Origin of the sequence: Flavobacterium hiemivividum (assembly GCF_004349145.1) — a bacterium.
Lineage (GTDB): Bacteria > Bacteroidota > Bacteroidia > Flavobacteriales > Flavobacteriaceae > Flavobacterium > Flavobacterium hiemivividum.
On the sequence record NZ_SMFO01000001.1, the window covers coordinates 756058 to 780107 of the forward strand.

A 24050-nucleotide genomic window follows, 5' to 3' on the forward strand; every position below is an offset into this window, starting at 1 on the left:
TTTGATTTGCCTAAGGAGTAACGATGACTACAAATAGTGAAATCTCCATAAAAATAAAAGTCCCGGTCAACACGTTTTAAATAACGATGCACCGGGACTTCTTTTTAAGCCATATTAGCCTACTTTCCTAGCAAGAGTACTTCTGATACGACCACTTCAGTAACATAGCGTTTCTCGCCGTTTTTATCATCATAGCTTCTATGTGTTAACTTTCCCTCAATTGCGATTTCTTTACCTTTAGCAACAAATTTCTCAATGATTTCGGCAGTTTTCCCCCAGGCAATTAATCGGTGCCATTGGGTTTCCTCTACTTTTTCTCCTTTTTCATTTTTGTAACTCTCATTTGTAGCTAATGTAAAGTTGGCTAATTTTTTCCCTCCATCGAAGTTTTTGATTTCTGGATCATTTCCTAAATGTCCAATCAACTGTACTTTATTTCTTAATGCATTCATGGCGTGTAAAATTTAAAAGTTTTTATCTGAACTCGTTTCAGATTTTTCGTGGTTTATAGAATCGAAATGCTTGTTGTTTGATTCCGACATTGCAAAGATTAGACGCTTACTGAAATTTATTCGGTTAACGTTCAATTACTTTCGGTTGTAAATATTTGTAACCGTTTGTAAACGGATATTATTTTCCCTATCTTAGCGAAAATTAAAACTTATTTATGCCAGCGACTATTAAATCTATTGAGTTACGCAACTTACAAATTGAAGATTATAAAGAATTAAAAAAATCGATGATTCAATCTTATCCTGAGATGGCAGAATCATTTTGGAAAGAAAATCAAATCGAACTTTTATTACAAAAATTTCCCGAAGGACAATTAGTAATCGTAGTAGATGGAATTGTAGTTGGTTCAGCACTATCACTTTTAGTTACAGAAGACTTCGCGTTTAAAACAAGATCTTACAAAGCGATAACTGGAAACTTTACGTTTTCTACTCACAATCCTGAAGGAGAAGTATTATATGGAATTGATGTTTTTATCAATCCGCAATACCGTGGACTTCGCCTAGGTCGTCGTTTATATGACGTTAGAAAAGAATTATGTGAGCAATTGAACTTGAAGTCCATCATTTTTGCGGGAAGAATCCCAAACTACGGAAAATTTAAAGATGAGATAACTCCTAAAGTTTACATTGAAAAAGTAAAGAAAAAAGAAATCTACGATCCTGTTTTGTCATTTCAATTAAGTAATGACTTCCATGAACTTCGTGTAATTAAAAATTATCTAGAAGGAGATACGGAATCTTTAGAATATGCTGTTTTATTAGAATGGAACAATATATACTATGATGACAGCCCAAAATTAATAAACACTACAAAAAGCATTGTCAGACTTGGATTAATCCAATGGCAAATGCGTTCCCTATCTGATTTAGAATCCCTTTTTGACCAAGCAGAATTTTTTATTGATACCGTTTCTGGCTACGGAAGTGATTTTGCTTTATTTCCAGAGTTTTTCACAGCGCCATTAATGGCTGATTTCAATCATTTGTCAGAAGCAGAAGCGATTCGAGAATTAGCAAAACATACCGAAGCTGTAAAATTAAAGTTTCAGGAATTTGCTATTTCGTACAACATCAATATCATCACAGGAAGCATGCCTTTTATCGAAAATGAACACGTGTATAACGTAGGTTTTCTTTGCAAACGGGACGGTACAAATGAAATGTACCGCAAAATTCATATTACACCAAACGAAGTTTTCCATTGGGGAATTACGGGCGGTGACACCATTCAAACATTCGATACTGATTGCGGAAAAATAGGAATTATGATTTGTTATGATGTAGAGTTCCCAGAACTTTCCCGTCTAATGGCAGACCAAGGCATGAACATTTTATTCGTTCCTTTCCTAACAGACACTCAAAACGGCTATACTCGTGTCAAGCATTGTGCGCAAGCTAGAGCAATTGAAAACGAATGCTATGTTGCAATTGCAGGATGTGTGGGAAATTTACCAAAAGTAAATAATATGGATATTCAATATGCACAAGCGGCTGTTTATACGCCTTCGGATTTTGCATTTCCAAGTAACGGAATTAAAGCCGAAGCAACTCCTAATACTGAGATGACTTTAATTGTAGATGTAGATATTAATTTATTGAAAGAGCTGCACGAACACGGAAGCGTAAATACCATGAAAGACAGAAGACACGATTTATATAGTTTGAAAAAATTAAAATCATGAAAATCTGTTTAGAATGTAGCGAGAAGATTATAGGCCGAGAGGACAAAAAGTTCTGCAGCGATGGTTGCCGCAATGCCTATAATAACAAGATTAACAAAGACAGTAATAATTATATGCGCAACATCAACAACAAGTTGCGCAAAAATTATCGCATTCTTTCTGGTCTAAATACCGAAGGTAAATCTAAAACAACGCGAGCAAAACTGCTTAGCAAAGGTTTTGATTTTGAATTTTTCACTAACATCTTGAATACAAAAACTGGAAACACCTACTATTTCCTCTATGATCAAGGCTATATGTTATTAGATAATGATTTTTATATGTTAGTCAAAAAAGACATTTAACGCCTGCCCCAACTTCCAGATTATGAAAAAAAGCCTCTCCTCTCTTTTTGCCGTTATTTTTATTTTAGGCATTCTTGCACTACTTTTCTTTACGATGATGCCACAGTGGACTTCAAACAAAGCTGTTCCGCTTTCTGAATTTTCGACTGCAAGAGCATTAGAAAAAGTAAAAGCAATTTCGAAACAACCGCACTATGTTGGTTCTCAAAATCATGCGCAAGTTGCTAATTATCTGCAAAAAGAATTACAAAATTTAGGCCTAAAAACGACTATCCAAAAAGGATATACTTTGACAGAATGGGGAAATCTGGTAAAGTCTAAAAATATTTTGGCTCGAATAGAAGGCAGTTCTACTAATCCGAAAGCACTACTTTTACTTTCTCATTATGACAGTGCACCACATTCTTTCTCTCCGGGAGCAAGCGATGCTGGCTCTGGAGTAGCAACAATATTAGAAAGTCTACGCGCCTTTTTACACACTAAGAAAACACATAAAAATGACATTATCATTCTGTTTTCGGACTCAGAAGAATTAGGATTAAATGGAGCCGCACTTTTTGTAACGCAACATAATTGGGCAAAAGAAGTGGGACTCGTTCTTAATTTTGAAGCTCGTGGTACTTCCGGCCCTAGTTACATGCTGATGGAAACAAATGGCGGAAACGCTGGTCTGGTAAAAGAGTTTGCCGCAGCAAACGCGACTTTTCCAGTATCTAATTCATTAATGTACAGTATCTATAAAATGCTGCCTAATGATACTGACCTAACGGTTTTTAGAGAACAAAAGAACATTCAAGGATACAATTTCGCTTTTATAGACGACCATTATAATTACCATACTGCCCAGGACGACGTCAAACATTTAAACAAAAACACATTAGCACATCAAGGAACTTACTTAATGCCTTTGCTTAGTTATTTTTCGAATGCTGATTTGAATACCACTGTGTCCGAAGAAGATTATGTCTATTTCACTATTCCTTTTACTTTTGTAAGCTATCCTTTTAGTTGGATTTTACCAATGGTTATTGTAGCATTTATTCTGTTTTTAATATTAGTTTTCCTCGGAATTGCTAAAAAAATATTGACCATTCAAAGCATTGCCAGAGGATTTATACCTTTTTTAGGTTCATTGATTCTAAGCGGACTTATTACTTTTTTTGGTTGGAAAGGATTACTAAAACTCTATCCGCAGTACAATGATTTACTTAATGGCTTTACCTATAATGGACATGCTTACATAGCCGCTTTTATATTACTGGCATTGGCTATTACTTTATTATTTTATCAGTTTTTTTCGTCCAAAAAAGCAACTATAAATCACTTTGTAGCACCATTATTTATTTGGTTAGTTCTAAATAGCCTTTTGGCTTTTTACTTAAAAGGCGCCGGATTTTTGATTATTCCTGTTTATTGTGCACTATTCTTACTTGGATATTATGTCGTCACTCAAAAGTCTAATAATGCGATAAATCTCATTTTCAGTATTCCTGCTTTATTGCTATTAGTTCCCTTTATACAAATGTTCCCTATAGGTCTAGGCTTAAAAGTATTATTCGGAAGTGCTATTCTTACTGTTCTAACTTTTGGATTATTGCTGCCAACTTTAGGGAATTTCTCCAAAAAAGGATGGTGGTCGTTTCTTTTTCTAGTGCTCTCTATGGTTTTTTTTGCTAAAGCACATTTCGAATCCAGTTATGAAGCGGGAAAGGCAAAATCGAACAGCTTAGTGTATATCTATGATGCAGACACTGACACGGCAAACTGGGCGACTTATGATGTAAATCTTGACTCTTGGACCAAAACCTATTTGGCTAAAAACCCGACGCCTGCGACAGCTTTAAATCAAAGTCCGTTGTTTAGTAAATACAACTCTGGTTTTAGTTATGCTGCTCCAGCTCCAATAAAAGCACTCCAAAAACCCGCAGTCGTATTCTTAAAAGACAGCGTTGCTGGAAATAAACGCTATTTAAAAATTCGAATATCGCCCAACCGAGCGGTAAATCGTTATGATATTTTTGCCAATGAAAAAATGGAATTCTATTCTTTGAAAGCAAATGGCTCCACTCATATCAATCAAAAAGGAACGCCGTTTAATCGAAAAGGGAAGAAACTATTAAGTTATTACGTAGTAGACAATGCGCCTTTAGAAATAGAATTTAATCTCAATATCAGCTCGGTTTTTGATATGGAATTATTAGAAAGTTCCTTTGACTTACTGCACAATCCACTATTTTCAATTGTAAAAAGAGAGCCTTGGATGATGCCAACTCCTTTTGTATTGACAGATGCGGTTGTGCTCAAACAATCGATAAAACTAGCGCCACAAGTAAGCAAAATGCCCGTTACAGTTCCTACTACTAAAGTTCTCAAAAAAGAACGTGTAAGGATCGTGACTGATACGACAACAATCAGATAATGGTGTTGTGATTAGTAGAATCAAATCTTTGGACGCGGTATAACGTTATAAAAAAATAGAATATCAAAATGAATAACATAAGTATTTTAGGTTGCGGTTGGTTAGGATTCCCTTTGGCGAAAGCTTTATTAGAAAAAGGATTTTACATAAAAGGCTCGACTACTTCTGCAGATAAGATTTCGAAATTAGAAAAAGCAGGAATTAATCCTTTTATAATTGCACTTGAAACCGATGCTGTTCATGGTGCGATTGAAAACTTTTTAAGAGACAGTTCGATATTAATCATTGATATTCCGCCCAAATTAAGAGGAACCAACAAGGAAAATTTTGTTAGTAAAATCGAGGCATTAATCCCTTTTATCGAAAAATCAACTGTAGAAAACGTCTTATTCATTAGTTCGACCTCAGTTTATGGCGATGATAACGAACTAGTAACTGAGGAAACTCCTTTAAACCCTGATTCAGAAGGGGGAAAACAATTAGCCGTCGTGGAAACGCTTTTACAAAGCAACACTCATTTTAAAACCACTATCCTCCGCTTTGGAGGTTTGATTGGAGAAGACCGACATCCAATACACTTTTTGTCAGGCCGCGATAATATTGATAACCCAGACGCGCCTATTAATCTAATCCATCAGAGAGATTGTATTGGGATTATTCTTAGAATCATTAAGAAAGAATCCTGGGGCGAAATATATAATGCGGCAGCACCTGCACATCCTTCGCGCGAAATATATTATACACAAAAAGCACTAGAGCTTAACATAGCTCCGCCTATTTTTAATCATGAGCAACCATCGATTCGAAAAACAATTGTCGCTGACAAACTAATAGAAAAACTTGACTATAGATTTACAGTAATCAACCTGTAAGAGGGAACCTAGAATGGCATTAGTTTATCTCACTTCATAAAAAAAAGAAAGCCCCATTATGCAAAATCATAATGGGACTTTATAATAAATTGAAATGTAGCTCTAGTAAATAGTTTTCTTAGTTACTATGCTTTTATCCTTCATTACCACTTTTACTATTAATACCTGATCACGGGCTATAAGAGTAGTAATCATTAACTCATTTTTATCCACCTTTGATTTAGAATAGATTTGTCTACCTGATACATCATAAATAGATACCGCGTCGATTTCGTTTTCCGGCGTACTGATTTTTACTTCTCTATTTTTATTGGTAATTACAACCTTATTTTCTACCGCTTCAAAATCTTCTGTTGCTAAAGTTTTATTAGCATAACTTAGAACAAAACGATCATTAAAAGTCCCTTTTTGAGTTGTAAAAGTATAAGCTGCTTCACTTAGATCTTGGATTTTATTCAATAACCTATCTTCTAAAATAATTTTTTTGCCAGTAAGAAAACCATCCACTTCATCGATAGCGATTTTAAATTCTCCTACAATCGTTGTTTTATAACCTAAGGGCACTTTATCATTATCCTCAAATGGCAAGGCTCTTCCCTGGATTACAAGATTTTTATCCTTGTTAATACTATAAAAATCAATAAAAGCATTTGCATTGAAGCTAACTCCATCATAAACATTATCATACTCATTAGTGGCTCCAGTAATATAACCTATCAAGGTTTGTTTAAAAGCACCACCAGCATTAGTTAAATTCAACCACACTCTATTTTTCTCGATAGTACTATTCGTTTTCGAATTTGCCTTAATTTTAAAAAACTGTGTGTTATTATATGGTTTAATAGCAGCATCATGACGCATTTCATTTTTAAATTTTGCACTTTCACCCGTTGCTCTACTAGTTGCAAAAAAGGCTTGACCAGCGGCAATTTTACCCGTAGGTTTATATTTGTTATCAGCGTCTGTTGTCTTATCACTCTTAGCTTTTGTAGCAACACCGCCGCTAACATTGTAAGATGCATAATCATTTGAAGTGTAGGCTAAATTTCCCGAGCCCGCTGTCCCTTGCTCAAGATTTTCTCTTTCGGTTATTGCCGTAATATGAGTCCAGAAATAAATAGTACCACCTAACACCGCGCTATTATGGTTCAAAAATTTATCAGCGTCTATGGCCGATGGATAAGGATTCCCTATTAGATTAAAGGTACCTGAACTACCTATAGCTATAGAAACAGCCCCATTGTTAGGAGTTCCTGTAAAAGAGCCCGTAAAATCGCCAGCTATTGACCTTCTTATTATATACCCTCTTCCAAGTACCATATCTCCTGCCACAGGCACTCTCCAATTTGATACATCTGTATTCCAAAGATATTTAGTCGATGGAGAGAAATCTCCCAATATTTGACCTCCTACCGGAGTGGACCAGTAAATATAATCATTAACCTTTATCCCTGTTGCTGTTCGCTTATATGTAATATTACCACTATTTGCAGCACTACTATTTATTTGTACAAGATTAGCTGTGTCTTCAAAGGTAAGTGTACCATTTACTACTAATTCGTTCTGAAGTTTTAGGGTTTTTCCTGAAGCTATTTTAACATGTACTCCAGCGTTAACCAAACATGAACAACCATCTATATCTACAATTGAATCATAATTTCCAGTAAAAATTATAGGGTTTTCAATTGTTGGATTATCAATCGTTGGATTACCAGTCGAAACCCATATTGTACCATTCCATTTTTGCCAAGCAGTTCCATTCCATCTTTTTGTGTCTGGTGGATTATTAATAACCACGTTTGCTGAAGCTGTAGACATACAGTTTCCATTAAAAGCTGTAAAAGTATAAGTCCCCGGAGGTGCTGTTACTTTATCAGCATTAACAATTACTCCTGTAGATGGAGAAAAAGTATATGTGTATGACACATTATAATTAGTTATCATAAAGCTTCCTGTTGGCACAGAACATGTAGGTTGCGTTACAATTTCTGCTGCTGGAGTTGATGGTAAATCATTAACCACCACAGAAATTGTTTTAGAATTTGCATATAAATTGGTTCCATAATAGGTAGAACAAGTAAGCTGAATTTGATAAGTACCAGCACTTACATTTGTAATACTTGCGTCTTTAGAAGTACTATCTGTAATTGTTCCTGCTGGCGCTAAAACGATTGACCATGAATAATTTACACCATCTGAACCCCCTGAAGTTTTTTTGCCACTAAACCCTGAGTAATTTCCATTCAAATTTATTGTGTTGTTTTGGCAAACTGGAGAGTTTGAAGAAGGAGTAGCAGTCAATGAGCCACCGTTTATCATAAGATCCGAGAAGGTTGGAAGGACACTTTCACCACCTTTACAATAGGAATATACATTTGATCCTATATAAATATCTTGATTATTACTACAATCTCCTTCAAGTCCACCTATACTGACTTCTAAACTCGAATTAGAAGGCAACTTTAAATCAACTTTATCTTGGAAATTAATATTGGCTGCTGGATTTAAACCAGAAGTAACAATGACTTTATTAGTATTTAAAAGAAAATCTGTTCCGTTACTCCCTGTGCCAATTCCTTTCAAAACCAGCGATCCACTAATTGTCAGCGTGCCCATTGATTGAGTTGTTAAAGCGCTAGTGCCAATAGTTATTGTATTTCCTGCCTGAATCAAAACAGCACCTGTACCTACATTTTGCCCTGGATATCCCTGAGCCGCTGTTGGAGTTAACCATCCTCCCGGAACATTAAAACGTTCCCAACTATTGCGGTCAGTCCAGTTTCCATTTCCAGCTGAGCGATAATCCCCAGCAGACTGTGCAAACATAACACAACTCAACAACAACATTAAAACCGTAAAAATTGTAGATTTGGGTAATTTTATTTTCATATAGGTTTTTATTAAAAATCGTATTATTTATCTGTTAAAAAACAATTAGATCACACGCGAAAAAACATCAAAAAAAAGACTTAATAAAATATTGTCGGTTATCGGCATTTTTCACCGTTTAACTACAGTTTTTGTCGCATTTATTCTTAATAATAAACTTACAAAACTGAAAATTTAATGAAATAATATTCTTACTTACACATTAAGATTCGACAGCTGTCAATTGCTTGCCTTCAGACTCTTAAGTACGAGAAACTCTTCTTTAGGGTTTTAAAAATGTAAGGTGTTTTTCGATAACAGTAGAAACGAATAAATGGAGGTTTACGATAATTATCAGAAGTGTTAGAATGAAGACCTAGATACCAAATTGCTACCGAAAGGAGGGATCGGATGAATGAAAACGATAAAATTATGGTCTATCTAATTTTCTTAGCAGTACTTCTCAACCCTATTGTCTATAGTTATCGTTTTTAAACGGTGCTATTATGAATAAACTAAACCGCTATGGACCGAAAGTCTATCGATTTGGTTTAGCAAACTTAAAGTCTGAAAGGTTGAATTACTGATATTTAGTCCAAATTATTCAAATTATAATTATCTTAAAATTTACGACTTTGCAGTGTGAAAATTTTTAGATCCTAAAAACAAGATATTTAGTTTAATAAGCAATCTTTTGTGAACTGCGCTTTCCATTTTGAAGTACAACTTCTACAATAAGAATTCGATTTCCAGGAAGTAAACCATGAATCAGCAATTGATTGCTATCAACCTTGGATTTCTTATAGATTTGTTTGCCCGTAATATCGTAAACACATACAGAATCAATAGAGTCAACTGACGATATTATTTTTATTTCTTTATTTTTATTCGAAACTACAACTTCTTTATCTAAAAAAACATGCTCTTTATTCGATAAGGTTTTACTGGTATAACTTAAAACAAATCTATTATTAAAAATACCTTTAGCGGTATTAAAAGTATAAGGCCCCTTTTTTAAATTATGGAGAATATTTATTTCTTTATCTTCAAGAAACACCTCTTGGTCCTGAAATAAACCATCTACTTGATCAATCGCTATGGTAAAAGCTCCTTCAATAGTCGTTTTATATCCTAAAGACACTTTGTCTTCTTTGTCAAAGGGCAGAGCTCGACCCTGGATAACAAGTTTCCTTTCGTTACTGATACTATAAAAATCGACAAACTTATTTCCGTCAAAACTCTCTCCGTCATATCGACTATCGATTTCATTTGTTGCTCCAGTAACATAACCCACCAGCGTCTGTTTAAATGCTCCTTCATTATTAAACAAGTTAAGCCACACCCTGTTTTTTTCAACTACTTCGGCCGTTTTACTAGCGCTAAACTTGAAGAACTGAGAATTGTCTCCCGAGATTGTTCCTACACCAACTCGTATACTATTTGTAAAATTAACACTTCCTGAGGTTTTAGTTCCCGCAAAGAAACCTTGGCCTGAACCAATTTTTCCTGAGGGAATAGCTGTATTAATAGCTCCCGGTATACTAGCACTGCCCGCTTTTACTCCAGTACTAGTTGCTGCGCCACCAGTTAAGTTATAAGACGCATAATCATCCCCAGAATAAGCGTATACCCCCGAACCCGGATTAGATACATTTGCACCAATAGCTGTATTGTGCGTCCAAAAATAAAGCGTTCCCTCGAGTACGGGATTATTTAATATGAAAGCATCTGCATCTAGTGCGGAAGGATAGGGATTTCCAAGCAAATAGAGCGCATTCCCGGAAGTTGTGATTGGTATAGAAATAGTACCATTGTTAGGCACCCCAATAAAAGAAGCTAGATATGGAGAAGGAAGAATAGGAGCTGCATAACTTTGCGGTCCTCTTATAATATAGCCAATCCCTTTATCCATTATTGCCGAAGTACTTTCTTGAACCCACTTATTTCCAACCCCATCAAAAGAGTAAAATTTATCTCCAAGAGTGTTGGGAGAAACATTATAAAGTGTTTGTGGTGAAACAGCAGAAGACCAATAGGTATAATCGAAATTGCTTATTGGACTCGTTGACCGTTTATAAGTTATATTTCCTGAATTAGTTACATTATTAATCTGAACGAGACTCGCTTTGTCTTCAAAAATCAAAGCACCACTAGTCACTTTTAATTCATTTGTCAAAGTCAATATTTTTCCACTTGAAAAAACAACGTTACCTGACTGTACTTCACAAGAACATGCTAGCAAATTTTGACTAGCTGTATAATTCCCATTAAAGACTATTTTGTCATTTATGGTAGGAGCACTTGGCGACCACGATCCCCCATTCCATGTTGAAATAATTGATGGAATTAATACATTGGTGGAAACTGGAGAAATACACCCTCCTATATTTTTTATAATTACATTATATGTACCTGCTGTAAGTCCTGATTTAATATTACTTGCTTGATAATTTGCGCCATTATCAAAGCTATAAACATCAGTTGCACTTTGCACCATTACAGTAATAATACCTGTATTTGTGATACAATCTGGTTGAGAAATCGTTGCAACTGGATTCGTTAACAAAGGATAGAAAGTTAATGACCTAACTTTTGCAAAACTACTGACACTACAATTACCACCAGTCCTATCATAAACAACATCGACTCGGTATTTACCTGACTCAGCTGGTGTACCATTAATTATTTTTAAAACAGCAGTTGTTGCTCCTGAAAAATGAGGTCCATCTACAACATTATTCCAAGAACCAGATGGAATTTGACTTTTCCATTGGTATGTAACAGGACCGTTTGATGGATTTGAAATTACTGCTGTATAGGAATAATTAGATCCATAACAAAGTTTTACATCCACTACAGATTGAGAAGGAGTAAGGGCAGGTGAATTTATCGCCACTATTTCATTTACTGAAAGAACAACCGTATTTGAAGTAACACTACAAGTACCATTTGACACAACTACCTGAAATTGTGTCCCATTTGGATACTGACTACTTCCTACATTTGCGATAGTAATTTTACCTGCAGAAGGATAAGTAACATTAGTAGTGGGCATAGCAAGAAAACTACCGTCAGTAGTTTTTTTATACTGCCAAGTATAACTCAATTCACTTCCAATAGCGACAACATTAAAACTCACAAAAGCACCTTCACAATCTAATTGATTAATAGGTTGTGTAGAAATTATCGGGGACGAACTTACAGTTAAAACCCCATAGTTTCCATTTTTACTACAAGAAGCAACCGTTACTTTAGTCCTGTACTTATAATTATTCATTCCAGCAGTAACCCCAGTAATTGTAAGAGTAGAAGTTGTAACTCCCGAGTAAAGGTTTCCTTCACTCAAGTCTATCCAACCAGAACCCATATTAACCTGCCAAATGAAAGTAGGTGAAGTTCCAGTAGCCGAAGAAGTAAATACCACATTTCTTGAAGTGCAAACGTTAATATTAGATGTATCACTAATAGTAAACGAACAACTTCCTCCATAAATTGCATTATTAACTAAATCCACCAAAATTTGCGATTCAGTTGGAACTACAACCTGAGTTCCAGGAATGACATTATTGTCTATAGAAGTTGGTGCTATAATTACTGTTGCATTAGGGTTTACTGCATAAATCTGCCCAGCTCCATTACCGCCAGTCGTATCAAATTGTCCAATTATATTACCTCCTACAACGACATTACCCTGTTTTTGTAGTTCCGAGGTTGAAGAACTAAACAAATTACCACTAATTACCACTGTACTTTTCCAAAAGTCGGTTATCCCACTATTACTATAATCTCCAAAAATTACTAGAGTCGCAACATCATTACCTGAACCCATTGTGAAACTTCCTCCGGAATTAACCGTAAAACTACCTGAAGTTAAATTGCTCCCAACAGTGAAAAGTAATCCATCGTTAATTTTCAATGCGCCTGAAACAGAGATACTTTTTACCTCTATATTAACAGATATAGCAACGATTTTCCCACTTGGTATTACAACATCATCAGAACCTGTTGGAACTCCACTTGGGCTCCAATTCGCTGCAGTATTCCAAAGCCCATTTGCTCCGCTATAAGTTTTTGGTACTGCAAAAACAAATGTTTGACATAAAACAAGAAAAATGGTAAATATTATCTTCATACCTTAGTTTTTTTATAAATAAAACAATACTGTGTTGCAGCATACATTTCGATTTTAATACTAAGTTTAACAAAATAACAACCCTAACAAAACAAACTCGTTCACATGTTCGTTTTATCGCCAACTAACTCATTTACTTATGTTTAAAGTTTTTTTTAACATCTAACTAATTAAAATAACTTACCAATTTTAATTCTTAAATTCACTTTTTCGAAATACTAAAATGAAAGAAGTCTATTCCATAAAAGAAGCTATCAATAAAATTGAGCATTACTGTGCTTATCAAGAGCGTTGCCATGAGGAAGTAGTTAGTAAATTGCGTACCATGAAACTGGATTCTAGCGAAATTGATGAAATTATTATCCATCTAATCTCATCTAATTTTCTTAACGAGAGTCGGTTTGCTTGTAGTTTTACCAGAGGAAAACACCGCATCAAGCATTGGGGAAAAATTAGAATTGTAAACGAATTAAAATTTCGCAAGATTACGACCTATAATATTAATTTGGCACTCAAAGAAATACCACCGGAGGAATATCTAGATACATTTCATTCCTTTGCCGAAAGGCAATGGGAAGCGATACGGGAAAGTGACGCATTAAAAAAGAAAAAGAAGTTTTGCGATTTTCTGCTAAGAAAGGGATTTGAGAGTAATCTCGTTTATGAGAAAATGAAGGAAATGGAGAGTAGTGAGTAGTGAGTGGTTTTCTGTTGTGTGTTGTGAAATTTAGGTTTTGAAAAGAAAATCCCCATTAGTATTATAAAAAAACATTGCCCTGAACTAACAAGGCAATGTCTGCATAAAATAAATTTTAAGCGATCTTATGATAAAAGAAAAGCCATTTACTACTTAAACGTGTATTTTAATCCAAAAAGTAAATTCCCTTTTGGCATTGGAATCAAACTACTTTCTGAATAGTCTGTATTAAAGATATTATTAGCATAAACTGACAACTCCACGTCGTTCCAGTTATAAGCCGCACTAAGATCTACCACATTGTAACTCGTTCCAGAAGTTCGTTCCATATAACGATACGCAATTGAATTAGTGAAGTTTTCAAACCATTGCATTTGGTACGAACTAACCATTTGATGCTTCAAGGAATTGATGGAATATCTCGATTCAACAGCTGTTGTTTTTTTGATTTCATCGTCAATAAAAGTATGCCCAAAGCTGATTTTTTGATTTAGATTATTCAATGTAAACTTATAATCCAATTGTGTTTCAACACCTTTGGTATTCACATCCTGAATGTTTTGTGGAGAGAAAACAACATCACTAGCATTTACTCTTACATAATCAATTAAATTATTTGAATCTCTATTAAAACCAGCTACCGAAAGACCAAAACGATTGGTACTCCATCGAATTCCTATCTCTTGCGCTAAGGCATCTTCTGCTTGTAAATTCGGATTTCCTATCGCCTGCGGACCTATGTAATATAAATCAGTGTAAGTAGGAACTCTGTAGGTGTAACCGATATTTCCGTAAACTCTCACATCATCAGAAACCGCATAACCTACATCGACTCCAGGAAATAATTTATTATCAAAGTCTGAAAAATAAGAAGCAGCAACACCAGGAGTTACATCTAATTTATCATCCAAAAACTGAAAACGATGCTCTAGAAACAAAGTTGCAATTTCCCTTTGATTGTCTCCCAATCGATTACTTGTGATAAAATATTTTGAAAATTCAACACCAAAACCAGTAATTCCAGCATTTGACGTATAAGAACCGTTTAGCTCCACCGCCATTTTATTCGTTAAATGCAAATTCCTATACGCAGCGGGATTGTTCCTAACATATAAATATTCGTCTTGATTTCGCTTCCAATATACTCTTGGTTTCCAAGTGAAATTTCCGTTTTTAATAACAGTCGAAAATCCAATTAAAGTCGCTTGGGTTTCTTCATATTGTTTTGTAGCTGATGGAATTCCGTAGAATCCATTGGCTCCAAATTTCTTTTCAGAATGACTTGCGATAAAATTAATAGGAAGTTTGCTTTTATTGAACTGACTTTTTACAAATAAGTTTTGATTGTCAAAATCAGTATTTTCTCTGTACCCGTTTGAAAAGTTCTTGCTAAAATGAACAATATGACTGCTATTATCTAAATTAATAGAAGCAGTGGCTTCTCCTAAAAATTGTCCATAAGAACCCGTTTGCAATTTGGTTACCAAAGCATTTCGAGGAGCGCTTTTAGTAACAATATTTACCGCTCCCGAAAAAGCATTTTGTCCGAAAACACGTGCAGCCGGCCCTTTTATAATTTCGATTCTTTCAATCACTTCAATTGGCAAAGCCAAGTTTAAAGTGTGATGTCCCGTTTGAGCATCATCTACTTTTATTCCATCAATCAGCAATAATGTTTGATCAAAACTGCCACCTCTAATGTATAAATCGGCTTGCATTCCGTTTACACCCTGTCTTCTTACATCAACACCTGCAACTTGCTGTAAAGCATCCGCCACATTTGTCACACCTAATTTTTTTATGTCACTAGCGGTAACAATTTGAATAGTTCTTGAATTTTCATCAAAAGGCAAATCAATTCTTGAGGAAGTCACTACAACTTCATTCAGTGAGTCCATTTTCTGTTTTGCCTCTTGTGCTTTTCCAACTAAAGCACAAAGTACTAAAGAAGCTACTGCCATTGTATTTTTCATAAATTATATTTTTTGTTTATTTTTAAACCGTTGCAAAATTCGTAACTTTCCGGACGAGTAATCTAGTCCAGTATTTAAATTATGAATAGTCCGGTTGAAACACTTTTAAAACAATTAATTCAGTTCGAAAAAAATACATTAACAGCAGTATTTATTCAAATTTCACATCAAATTATTGATGCCATTCAGCGCGGTTATTTAACAAAAGGAACGGCTTTACCGGGAAGTAGATCGCTGAGTCAGTTATTACACATTCACAGGAACACTGTCGTCGCTGTTTACGACGAACTGGCCTCGCAAGGTTGGGTAGAAATCATACCAAACAAGGGAACGTTTGTAATTGTCCCAGAACAAAAAACAGTCCCAATCAAAGCCATAACCTATCCTGAAAACCAGGCAAATAGATACATAGAAACAACAGGATTTGATTTTAAACCCTCCTTCCACTTGGCTTCCACTATTGAAACTAAAGAAACAAAATATAGTATAAACGATGGTCAACCCGATTTGAGATTGCATCCCACACATCAATTTTCTAAATGGTATAGTGCCTCAATGAAACGAAAAACGGTACTGTCAAAATGGAATCAAACTTCAAATAGTTCCTATTCCGTTTATGAAAATCAACTGTGTAATTACTTAAATGCAACGCGTGGCTTTCATATTAAACCAAATAACTTAATCAGCACCAGAAGTACCGAAATGAGTTTATACATCGTTTCGCAGCTCCTATTACAACCTAAAGATCTTGTATTGGTAGGAAACTGGAGTAATTATGCAGCAAACATGATTTTTCAACAAGTTGGAGCAAGTATTCGAACTATTCCAATTGATAAAAATGGTTTAGACATAGATTACATCAGAAAAAATTATGTAAAAAAGTCAATTCGCTGCGTTTATGTTTGTACACATCGCCATTATCCAACTACCAATACGCTGAGTGCAAAACGAAGATTAGAGTTATTAGAATTGGCCAAAGAATATGAATTTGCCATAATTGAAGATGATTATGATTATGACTTTCAATTTGAAGGTTCAGCCATGTTACCCATGGCGAGTTCTGATGCGAATGGAAATGTTATTTATTTGGGGAAACTAGGGCAATCTTTTTTTCCTAGTTTTCAAACCGGTTTTGTAGTCGCTCCAACTAATTTAATTATTGAAGCTAAAAACTACTTGCAGATGCTAGATAAGCAAGGTGATGTCATCCAAGAACAAATGTTATCGGAACTAATTTACGAAGGTGAAATTCATCGATTAATCAAGAAAAACATCATTAATTATAAGAAAAGAAGAGATTTTTTGTGCGTGATGCTAACACACTATTTTAAAGAAACGATACAGTGGAAAAAACCAAGTGGTGGATTGGCGATTTGGCTAGAATTTGAACCCAAAATATCTTTAGTTCAATTAGCTGAGGAAGTCCTTAAAATTGATTTATTACTTCCTAAAACTATTCTTTATCAGAATAAAAACACTTGTGCGATTCGTTTTGGTTTTGGTCGTTTAGATGAAGAAGAGATTGAAATTGTAATTAAAAAGTTGAAATTAGGGTATGATACTGTAGTGGGAAGAATATGAATTGGGGGGTTTGGGTTGAAATTGAAAAATGCGCCCGCCTTATAAGTTGAAGAAGTATTAACATTCAAAATAGAAAAACCACCCCGCAAAAGCAGTTGAAGAAGTATTGACATTTAGCATAGAAAAACCACCCCACCCTACGGGCAACCCTCCAAAGGAGGGGAATTTACTTCGGTGATTAGAATTGTGTTCGTGAAAATTTAGTATACAATTAGTAGTTCGGTTTATGGGGTCTATCGCAAGATTCTGGACACAAAAAAAGCCTAACGTTTCCGTTAGGCTTTCTTTTATTTTAAAATCGAAAGTATTATTTTAGTCAACTAAAACAATTACTTTATTGTCTTTCATTTCTAAGGTTCCAGATGCAATAGTTAGCGTGTAATTCTGGTCATTTACTTTTGTAAACAAAGCAGCAACTTCTTTACTAAATACTAAATTTGGAGCCGTAATAGTAATCGTTCCTTTATTAAGTAACGAAACTATGGGTGCGTGATTATTTAAAATTTGGAAACTTCCATCAACACCTGGTACAGATACTGCCGTTATTTCCCCTTTAAATAATGATGCTTCCGGTGATACTATTTCTAAAATCATAATTTTTTGAGTTATGAACTATAAATTATGAGTTATAAGTTTACTAAAAAACTCATAACTCATAACTCATAACTTATTAAGCTTCTGCCAACATTTTTTCTCCAGCTGCGATAGCTTCTTCAATAGTACCTTTAAGGTTGAAAGCTGATTCTGGCAAGTGATCTAATTCACCGTCAATAATCATATTAAATCCTTTGATAGTATCTTTGATATCTACTAACACTCCTTTTAATCCTGTAAATTGCTCAGCAACGTGGAAAGGTTGAGATAAGAAACGTTGTACACGACGTGCTCTAGAAACAGCTAATTTATCTTCTTCTGATAATTCTTCCATACCAAGAATCGCTATAATATCTTGCAATTGCTTGTATTTTTGAAGAATTTCTTTTACTCTTTGTGCACAGTCATAATGCTCATCACCAAGAATTTGTGGTGTCAAGATACGAGAAGTAGAATCTAACGGGTCAACCGCTGGATAAATACCTAGCTCAGCAATCTTACGAGACAATACTGTTGTTGCATCAAGGTGAGCAAACGTTGTTGCTGGTGCCGGGTCAGTTAAATCATCTGCAGGTACGTAAACCGCTTGTACAGATGTAATAGAACCTTTGTTTGTAGATGTGATACGTTCTTGCATCGCCCCCATTTCAGTAGCTAATGTTGGTTGGTATCCTACTGCAGATGGCATACGACCTAAAAGTGCCGAAACCTCAGATCCTGCTTGTGTAAAACGGAAGATGTTATCAACGAAAAACAAAACGTCTTTTCCTTGATCTGTTCCTGCTCCATCACGGAAATATTCAGCGATAGATAATCCAGAAAGTGCTACACGAGCACGAGCTCCCGGTGGCTCATTCATTTGTCCGAAAACGAAAGTAGCTTTAGACTCTCTCATTCCTGGCATATCTACTTTAGATAAATCCCATCCTCCATTTTCCATAGAGTGCATGAATTCATCACCGTATTTTATAATTCCTGACTCTAACATCTCACGAAGTAAGTCATTTCCTTCACGTGTTCTTTCTCCTACTCCTGCGAATACAGAAAGTCCACCGTGACCTTTTGCGATATTGTTAATTAATTCTTGGATCAATACTGTTTTACCAACACCTGCACCACCGAACAATCCAATTTTACCCCCTTTTGAGTAAGGCTCAATTAAATCAATTACTTTAATACCTGTGAATAAAACTTCAGATGAAGTTGATAGATCCTCAAATTTTGGAGCTTGACGGTGAATTGACATTCCGTTTTCTCCTGTTTTTGGCAAGTCTCCTAGTCCATCAATTGCATCTCCGATTACGTTGAATAAACGACCGTAAACATCGGCACCAATCGGCATTTGGATAGGATTTCCTGTTCCAACTACTTCATAACCTCTACTCAAACCATCTGTTGAGTCCATCGAAATGGTACGAACTGTGTTTTCACCAATGTGAGATTGCACTTCAAGTACTAATAAAGTACCATCTTTTTTTGTGATTTCTAATGAATCATAAATTTTTGGAAGTTCAACATCTGCGCCGTTGAAAACTACGTCAACTACTGGTCCAATGATTTGGGCAACTTTTCCTATTACTTTTGACATTACTTATGTGTTTATTAAATAGCTATTTAGGTTTATGAATTAGTATCAACCGAAATGTATCGATTACATGCTTTTTTCAGTTTGCAAAGATAATTTTTTAAAATAAAAAATCAATAATTTTTTATATAAAAAACAGTAAAAAATAAAAAGGTGTTTAAAAATGTAAAAATACCCCAATAAAGCGGCAAAAAAACAAAAACCATTCGACTTTCGACGAATGGCTTCTCATATCTTAAACAAACAACTTTAAATTAAAGTGATTTTGGAAACAAGATACGATAATCACCTAAATTAACTCCTTTTAGATTTGAACCGTAAGTCATATTAATTGCTTCAACAAATTTGTTTGCAATCATTGCATAACCTCTTGGAGAAGGATGTACCCCATCTGTTGAGAATCCACCACCTGTAATAAAAGCGCCTGTTACACTAAATCCATTTGCCGAAAATCCACCGCCAGCAACTAAGGTCATTAAAGCATTAGCATCAACAAAAGCCAATCCTTTTGCTGTTGCAACGGCTTTAATTTTTGCATTGTAAGCATCCGTCGCTGTTTTTACCAAAGCTACTTCACTGGCTGTTAAAGTTGCTTTGTCCTCCATAGGAAATGTTATCCCAATAGTACTATTATTAGCTGGATATCCTGGTTGAGCTGCCCCTATTGAACCGCCTGCGGTTAATAATATATAATCTCTTGTTGCTGGCGCATTACTAGCATGGCGCGCTTTCCCATAAAGAGTCCCTAAAAAACTAGCTGTTGCTAACGGATAATTAAACGGAGCTCCTTGAAAAGCGGTAGTAAATAAGGCCGTAGCATCATAAGCTAACATTTCATCAGCAATTAAAAGTGGATTTGTAGAACTTGCTGTTAGTGTTTGAAAACGAGCAGGCTGTGAGGCCATGGCTAAAATACTGTTCATTGCTCCAAATAGCGGATTCAATTGCGCTACCTGCGTTGCGTTTAATGGAACTGGATTTGTCGCGATGAACGTAAAAAAAGGTACTGTATTTACATAAGGAATATTTGCCACAACTCCTTTCGCTCCTCCAGAAGTTAGAGTATTTACTAAAGCATCGTATGTAGCATCAAAACCAGCTCCTGCAGGACCTGCCGAAGGCGTGATTGGATTTGTCCCATCTCCACCTGTTGTTGCATACCCCAAAACATCATTGTTTCCTATCCAAAGAGAGAAGAATGTTGGTGTTTGAGACATCGCATATGCCACCACAGAAGTCGTAGCATTTGGAGCAAAGCGAACATAATATGGATTAGCAGTTCCAAGAGAAAGACCTGCTGCACTACCGTAGCTTGGCGATAACAAATGAAAACTTTTAGCCCCTGGCACACCACAGTTATTGTAAGGACCTCCTGAAACTATAGAGGTTAATATCTCTGTTGAAGGAGTTCCCACAACTGCCACTGGAGCTACACCACCTGTCGAAGCTAACCTAGGAAAACCCATTACAGTACCGTTAATTTTAAATCCTCCAACATTGTCTGCCATAAAGGGAATTTTAAAAGTTCCACCACCAACTTCAGCAAATTGTTGCGCCATTATATTAGTGTACGATACTTTTTGACCTTCAATAAACAAGGCATTGTCAGAATAACCTGCTGTTAAAGAGTTTCCTAATGAAACAAATTTTGAAAAATCTGCAGTCCCAGCCGTCAAAGGCAATCCGTCAGATGAATTTGCATCTACAACTACGGCATCATCATTATTACATGCTACAAAGCTTAAGGAAACCAGTAGTAGCCATTTGAAATTTTTTATCATGGTTATGTGTTTTTTAATTTTTGTAAGAATTACGGGTTAAGCGTCCAAGAAGCAAAATATTGTTGCCCAATTAGTCCAGCACCTAAAACTTGTGCATACTCTTTTCCACCAAGATTTGAAGCTCCTATTTTAAGAGTTGATTTTAATTTAGGAATATTGTAATTGATTTGAGCATCGATTACCGTAGCAGCATCAATCATACCGTCTACCATTGTTGATTGCCATAAATATTCACTGTTCCATCTTCCACTAATATTAAAACCAAAGTTTTCAAATAATTTTTCGTTTCCAAATGATGCTTTAACTCTATGTTTTGGTGTATTAAATCCAGCTTCAAAACTAGGATCTTTCGCTTGGTCGAATTTAAATTCAGCATAGTTATAATTTGCTCCTACTTCAAAATCCTTGTATACTTTTCGAGACAAGCCAATACCTAAACCTAAAGATTTAATCTCCAATTCTGTATTAGTGTACAATTGAAAAGTTCTTGTGTTACCGTTTTGTATAGCGTGTAAAGCTTTTTGACCCTCTGGATTTGTTAATCCACCTCCATCTAAAGCATCTCCATATAAAGGTGTAACAACGTTTAAATTACCAATAAAGTTATTGTAGATATTGTAGTAACCATTGATATCGATCGATGTTTTATTTATAAATGATCTGTATCCAAGTTCAAAAGCTTTCACTTCTTCCGGCTTTACAAGATTAGCATTTGTTTTCTTTAATAATGCAGGATTTCCAGCTGCAGCAAAAGCGATAACCGAAGAAGCGAGGTAAGAATTATTATAAGCGTTTGTACCATTAATAGTAACCGAAGTACCATTTGCAAATCCCTGACCTACAGTTGTAGCGATTGGTAATGTTTCAGTATATCGGGTCAAGTTATCTGGCGCTGACCCTAATAAAATAGCACTTCCTACATTAAATCCTATGTATTGATCTTGAGTAGATGGATTTCTAAAACCGGTTTGAAACGAAGTTCTAAAGTTATGTCTCCTACTTTCACCACCTGAATACACGAAAGATACTCTTGGCGAGATATTACCATCAAAATTTTGTGATTTATCATAACGTACAGATCCTGTAAATTTCAAACGATCATCAATAAATTTTTTTGTTAGCTGAGTGTAAGCACCATAGTCGTTATATAATATTGGTCCATCAGCGTCAGTATAAATTCGACCACTAGAGTTTAATTGATATTGTCTGTACGATCCACCCACTTGGATTTCGGCAAAATCAATAAGATGTTTAAAGTTGTAATTAGCATCTGAGTGGTAAATTTTAGAGTTATCCACTAGTTTAGAGCCCGTCAAAACACTTGCTTCATTCGTTACTTTATTGAATGCTGTTTTAAATTCTGGCGTACCTGGAAGAAATCTCCCTTGATCAGCTGTTTGCCTCGCTATTAAATGGGAATTTTCAGGAGTCGCGCCAGCTAATGCCGTTTGAACGTAAGCTCCCGCATATTGACCAAACCAAGTTTTATCGTCTTTCCACTCTCTATTAATGTTGATACCTGTAAACAACATGTCATAAGATTGCCCTCCATCTTCTGTGGTAGTGTAACCTCTTAAGAAAAAGTTTTTACCTTTTACCTCAATTTTATGCTGTTGCATAAAAAAATTATTTAGATAATACCTGTTAGCTCCTTGATAAACTGCATTTCCAAAACCAAATTTACTTTGGAAAATAACCTCCACATTTTCATTTCCAAAAGGTCTATAATGAACTGAGAAATCAATTTTTGTATTGGTTGCCTTATTATCCGTCAAGTCAACTTCATTATAACCAGTTCTACTTATATTATAGCTAGGTAATAAATTCACTGCCGACGCCGGAATTAAACCTAATACCGCTAATGATTGACCAACGCCTTTTAAGTTAGTACTAACCTCATCACCATAAACATTTACTCCATCATAATTATGATGACTTCTATCTCTACCTTCAATTGTTCTATCATCATAATTAGTAGCATACCAATCAGTTGCTTTCATGTAAGTGAAGTTAGCTTTAGCCGCAAGTTTAGGGCTAAAAGCATGTGCCATACGAATACCATAATCAACATAATCATTAGTACCTGCAGCCTTTTGAGTTGTTTGCCCAAATTTTGCATAAGCGGTAATTCCAGGACTTGTAAATGGACTTTTACTTGTCATAAACAAAATCCCGTTAAAAGCGTTCGCACCATATAATGCAGATGAAGCACCAGGTAACAACTCCACACTTTGAACATCAATTTCAGAAACACCTATTAAGTTTCCAAGTACAAAGTTTAGTAAAGGAGAGGAATTATCCATTCCGTCAACTAACTGCATGAAACGAGTATTAGCTACAGTTGCAAAACCACGAGTATTTATAGATTTAAATGACATACTACTAGTATTCATTTGTACTTCTTTTAAATTCTCTAGACCGTCATAAAAGGTAGGCGAAGCTGATTTCTTTATTTCAGCAGTACCCATTCTCTCAATCGTAACTGGAGATTCTAAAACTCTTTCAGGAGTTCTTGAAGCTGATACTACAATCTCATTTAGTAAGTTCGACTCATCTTTTAGAACAACATTTACCTTTTGATTATTTGAAGTGATCGTTACTTTAACCGAAACAAACCCTACACTTGAAATCTCAATAACATAAGGCAGTTTACTCGAAGCTGTTAAATTAAATTTTCCATCATTATCAGTAACTGTGCCAGCGGCACCTCCAATGACTTTAATGTTAGCTCCAAAAACTGGTTGGTTGTCACTATCAGTAACGGCACCTGAAATTGAAGTCTGAGCAAAACTTATGCTACAAAAAAACAATGACAAAAAAAGAAAATACATTTTCATTTGGCTAGATTTTATTGATTTAGATCACCAAAGTACAATTAATTTTAATATTATTAAAAAAACGTTAAAAATATTTCATTATTGTTATCTTTTTAATTCTATTTTAACATATTCAATATTATAATATTATAAATTATATTTAATATTTTGGTCGAAAATCATAAAAATAC

General features: G+C 35.2%; 14 protein-coding genes. 6 read left to right on the forward strand and 8 right to left on the reverse strand.

All coding sequences use genetic code 11. The features are described from left to right. Positions 1-119: 119 nt before the first annotated feature. Positions 120-452 (reverse strand): single-stranded DNA-binding protein, encoded by a 333-nt coding sequence (locus E0F98_RS03380; RefSeq protein WP_132109178.1) that lies wholly within the window; start codon positions 450-452, stop codon positions 120-122. Positions 453-667: 215 nt separating this feature from the next. On the opposite strand from E0F98_RS03380, the gene E0F98_RS03385 reads away from it, so the two are divergent. The 4 genes from E0F98_RS03385 to E0F98_RS03400 all read left to right on the forward strand — a co-directional run bounded on the left by E0F98_RS03385 (position 668) and on the right by E0F98_RS03400 (position 5832). Continuing rightward, complete coding sequence (locus tag E0F98_RS03385) at positions 668-2197, forward strand: carbon-nitrogen hydrolase family protein (RefSeq protein ID WP_132109179.1); 1530 nt, start codon at positions 668-670, stop codon at positions 2195-2197. Beyond that, positions 2194-2541 carry a hypothetical protein gene (locus E0F98_RS03390; protein ID WP_132109180.1) on the forward strand — a complete coding sequence of 116 codons (348 nt, stop codon included), beginning with the start codon at positions 2194-2196 and terminating at the stop codon, positions 2539-2541. The genes E0F98_RS03385 and E0F98_RS03390 overlap by 4 nt, the downstream gene beginning before the upstream one ends. 22 nt (positions 2542-2563) lie before the next feature. Then, entirely contained in the window at positions 2564-4960 is a 2397-nt protein-coding gene (locus E0F98_RS03395; RefSeq protein ID WP_165929271.1) for a M28 family peptidase, read from the forward strand. A 68-nt stretch (positions 4961-5028) separates the two neighbouring features. Further along, positions 5029-5832 carry an NAD-dependent epimerase/dehydratase family protein gene (locus E0F98_RS03400; protein WP_132109181.1) on the forward strand — a complete coding sequence of 268 codons (804 nt, stop codon included), beginning with the start codon at positions 5029-5031 and terminating at the stop codon, positions 5830-5832. A 102-nt stretch (positions 5833-5934) separates the two neighbouring features. Here E0F98_RS03400 and E0F98_RS03405 read toward each other — a convergent pair whose 3' ends face one another. After that, positions 5935-8721, reverse strand: coding sequence for a T9SS sorting signal type C domain-containing protein (locus E0F98_RS03405; protein ID WP_132109182.1), 2787 nt, complete (start codon positions 8719-8721; stop codon positions 5935-5937). A gap of 658 nt (positions 8722-9379) precedes the next feature. Then, positions 9380-12832: a T9SS sorting signal type C domain-containing protein gene (locus tag E0F98_RS03410; protein WP_132109183.1), complete on the reverse strand. Its 3453-nt coding sequence runs from the start codon at positions 12830-12832 to the stop codon at positions 9380-9382. 223 nt (positions 12833-13055) lie between these two features. On the opposite strand from E0F98_RS03410, the gene E0F98_RS03415 reads away from it, so the two are divergent. Further along, entirely contained in the window at positions 13056-13529 is a 474-nt protein-coding gene (locus E0F98_RS03415; RefSeq protein ID WP_132109184.1) for a regulatory protein RecX, read from the forward strand. 149 nt (positions 13530-13678) lie between these two features. Here E0F98_RS03415 and E0F98_RS03420 read toward each other — a convergent pair whose 3' ends face one another. After that, a complete protein-coding gene (locus tag E0F98_RS03420; protein WP_132109185.1) occupies positions 13679-15502 on the reverse strand; it encodes a TonB-dependent receptor plug domain-containing protein in 1824 nt (607 codons plus the stop codon). Between the two features lie 81 nt (positions 15503-15583). Here E0F98_RS03420 and E0F98_RS03425 point away from each other — a divergent pair, with 81 nt between their 5' ends. Continuing rightward, the gene (locus tag E0F98_RS03425) at positions 15584-17083 is read left to right on the forward strand and encodes an aminotransferase-like domain-containing protein (protein ID WP_207917081.1); all 1500 of its coding nucleotides are present in this window, start codon (positions 15584-15586) and stop codon (positions 17081-17083) included. Between the two features lie 312 nt (positions 17084-17395). Here E0F98_RS03425 and E0F98_RS03430 read toward each other — a convergent pair whose 3' ends face one another. From E0F98_RS03430 to E0F98_RS03445, 4 genes are all read right to left on the reverse strand, one after another. Next, the gene (locus E0F98_RS03430; RefSeq protein WP_132109187.1) at positions 17396-17677 is read right to left on the reverse strand and encodes a F0F1 ATP synthase subunit epsilon; all 282 of its coding nucleotides are present in this window, start codon (positions 17675-17677) and stop codon (positions 17396-17398) included. Between the two features lie 76 nt (positions 17678-17753). Beyond that, a complete protein-coding gene (gene atpD / locus E0F98_RS03435; protein ID WP_132109188.1) occupies positions 17754-19265 on the reverse strand; it encodes a F0F1 ATP synthase subunit beta in 1512 nt (503 codons plus the stop codon). Positions 19266-19516: 251 nt separating this feature from the next. After that, positions 19517-21043 (reverse strand): SGNH/GDSL hydrolase family protein, encoded by a 1527-nt coding sequence (locus tag E0F98_RS03440; RefSeq protein WP_132109189.1) that lies wholly within the window; start codon positions 21041-21043, stop codon positions 19517-19519. Between the two features lie 29 nt (positions 21044-21072). Beyond that, positions 21073-23880, reverse strand: coding sequence for a TonB-dependent receptor (locus tag E0F98_RS03445; RefSeq protein ID WP_132109190.1), 2808 nt, complete (start codon positions 23878-23880; stop codon positions 21073-21075). Positions 23881-24050 lie beyond the last annotated feature (170 nt).

Bases quoted from the DNA above. Each gene is read 5' to 3' on its own strand.
- E0F98_RS03440 (WP_132109189.1), bottom strand. From the start codon at position 21,043: ATGATAAAAAATTTCAAATGGCTACTACTGGTTTCCTTAAGCTTTGTA.
- E0F98_RS03415 (WP_132109184.1), top strand. From the start codon at position 13,056: ATGAAAGAAGTCTATTCCATAAAAGAAGCTATCAATAAAATTGAGCAT.
- E0F98_RS03390 (WP_132109180.1), top strand. From the start codon at position 2,194: ATGAAAATCTGTTTAGAATGTAGCGAGAAGATTATAGGCCGAGAGGAC.
- E0F98_RS03430 (WP_132109187.1), bottom strand. From the start codon at position 17,677: ATGATTTTAGAAATAGTATCACCGGAAGCATCATTATTTAAAGGGGAA.
- E0F98_RS03410 (WP_132109183.1), bottom strand. From the start codon at position 12,832: ATGAAGATAATATTTACCATTTTTCTTGTTTTATGTCAAACATTTGTT.
- E0F98_RS03420 (WP_132109185.1), bottom strand. From the start codon at position 15,502: ATGAAAAATACAATGGCAGTAGCTTCTTTAGTACTTTGTGCTTTAGTT.
- atpD (WP_132109188.1), bottom strand. From the start codon at position 19,265: ATGTCAAAAGTAATAGGAAAAGTTGCCCAAATCATTGGACCAGTAGTT.
- E0F98_RS03405 (WP_132109182.1), bottom strand. From the start codon at position 8,721: ATGAAAATAAAATTACCCAAATCTACAATTTTTACGGTTTTAATGTTG.
- E0F98_RS03385 (WP_132109179.1), top strand. From the start codon at position 668: ATGCCAGCGACTATTAAATCTATTGAGTTACGCAACTTACAAATTGAA.
- E0F98_RS03400 (WP_132109181.1), top strand. From the start codon at position 5,029: ATGAATAACATAAGTATTTTAGGTTGCGGTTGGTTAGGATTCCCTTTG.
- E0F98_RS03425 (WP_207917081.1), top strand. From the start codon at position 15,584: ATGAATAGTCCGGTTGAAACACTTTTAAAACAATTAATTCAGTTCGAA.
- E0F98_RS03445 (WP_132109190.1), bottom strand. From the start codon at position 23,880: ATGAAAATGTATTTTCTTTTTTTGTCATTGTTTTTTTGTAGCATAAGT.
- E0F98_RS03380 (WP_132109178.1), bottom strand. From the start codon at position 452: ATGAATGCATTAAGAAATAAAGTACAGTTGATTGGACATTTAGGAAAT.
- E0F98_RS03395 (WP_165929271.1), top strand. From the start codon at position 2,564: ATGAAAAAAAGCCTCTCCTCTCTTTTTGCCGTTATTTTTATTTTAGGC.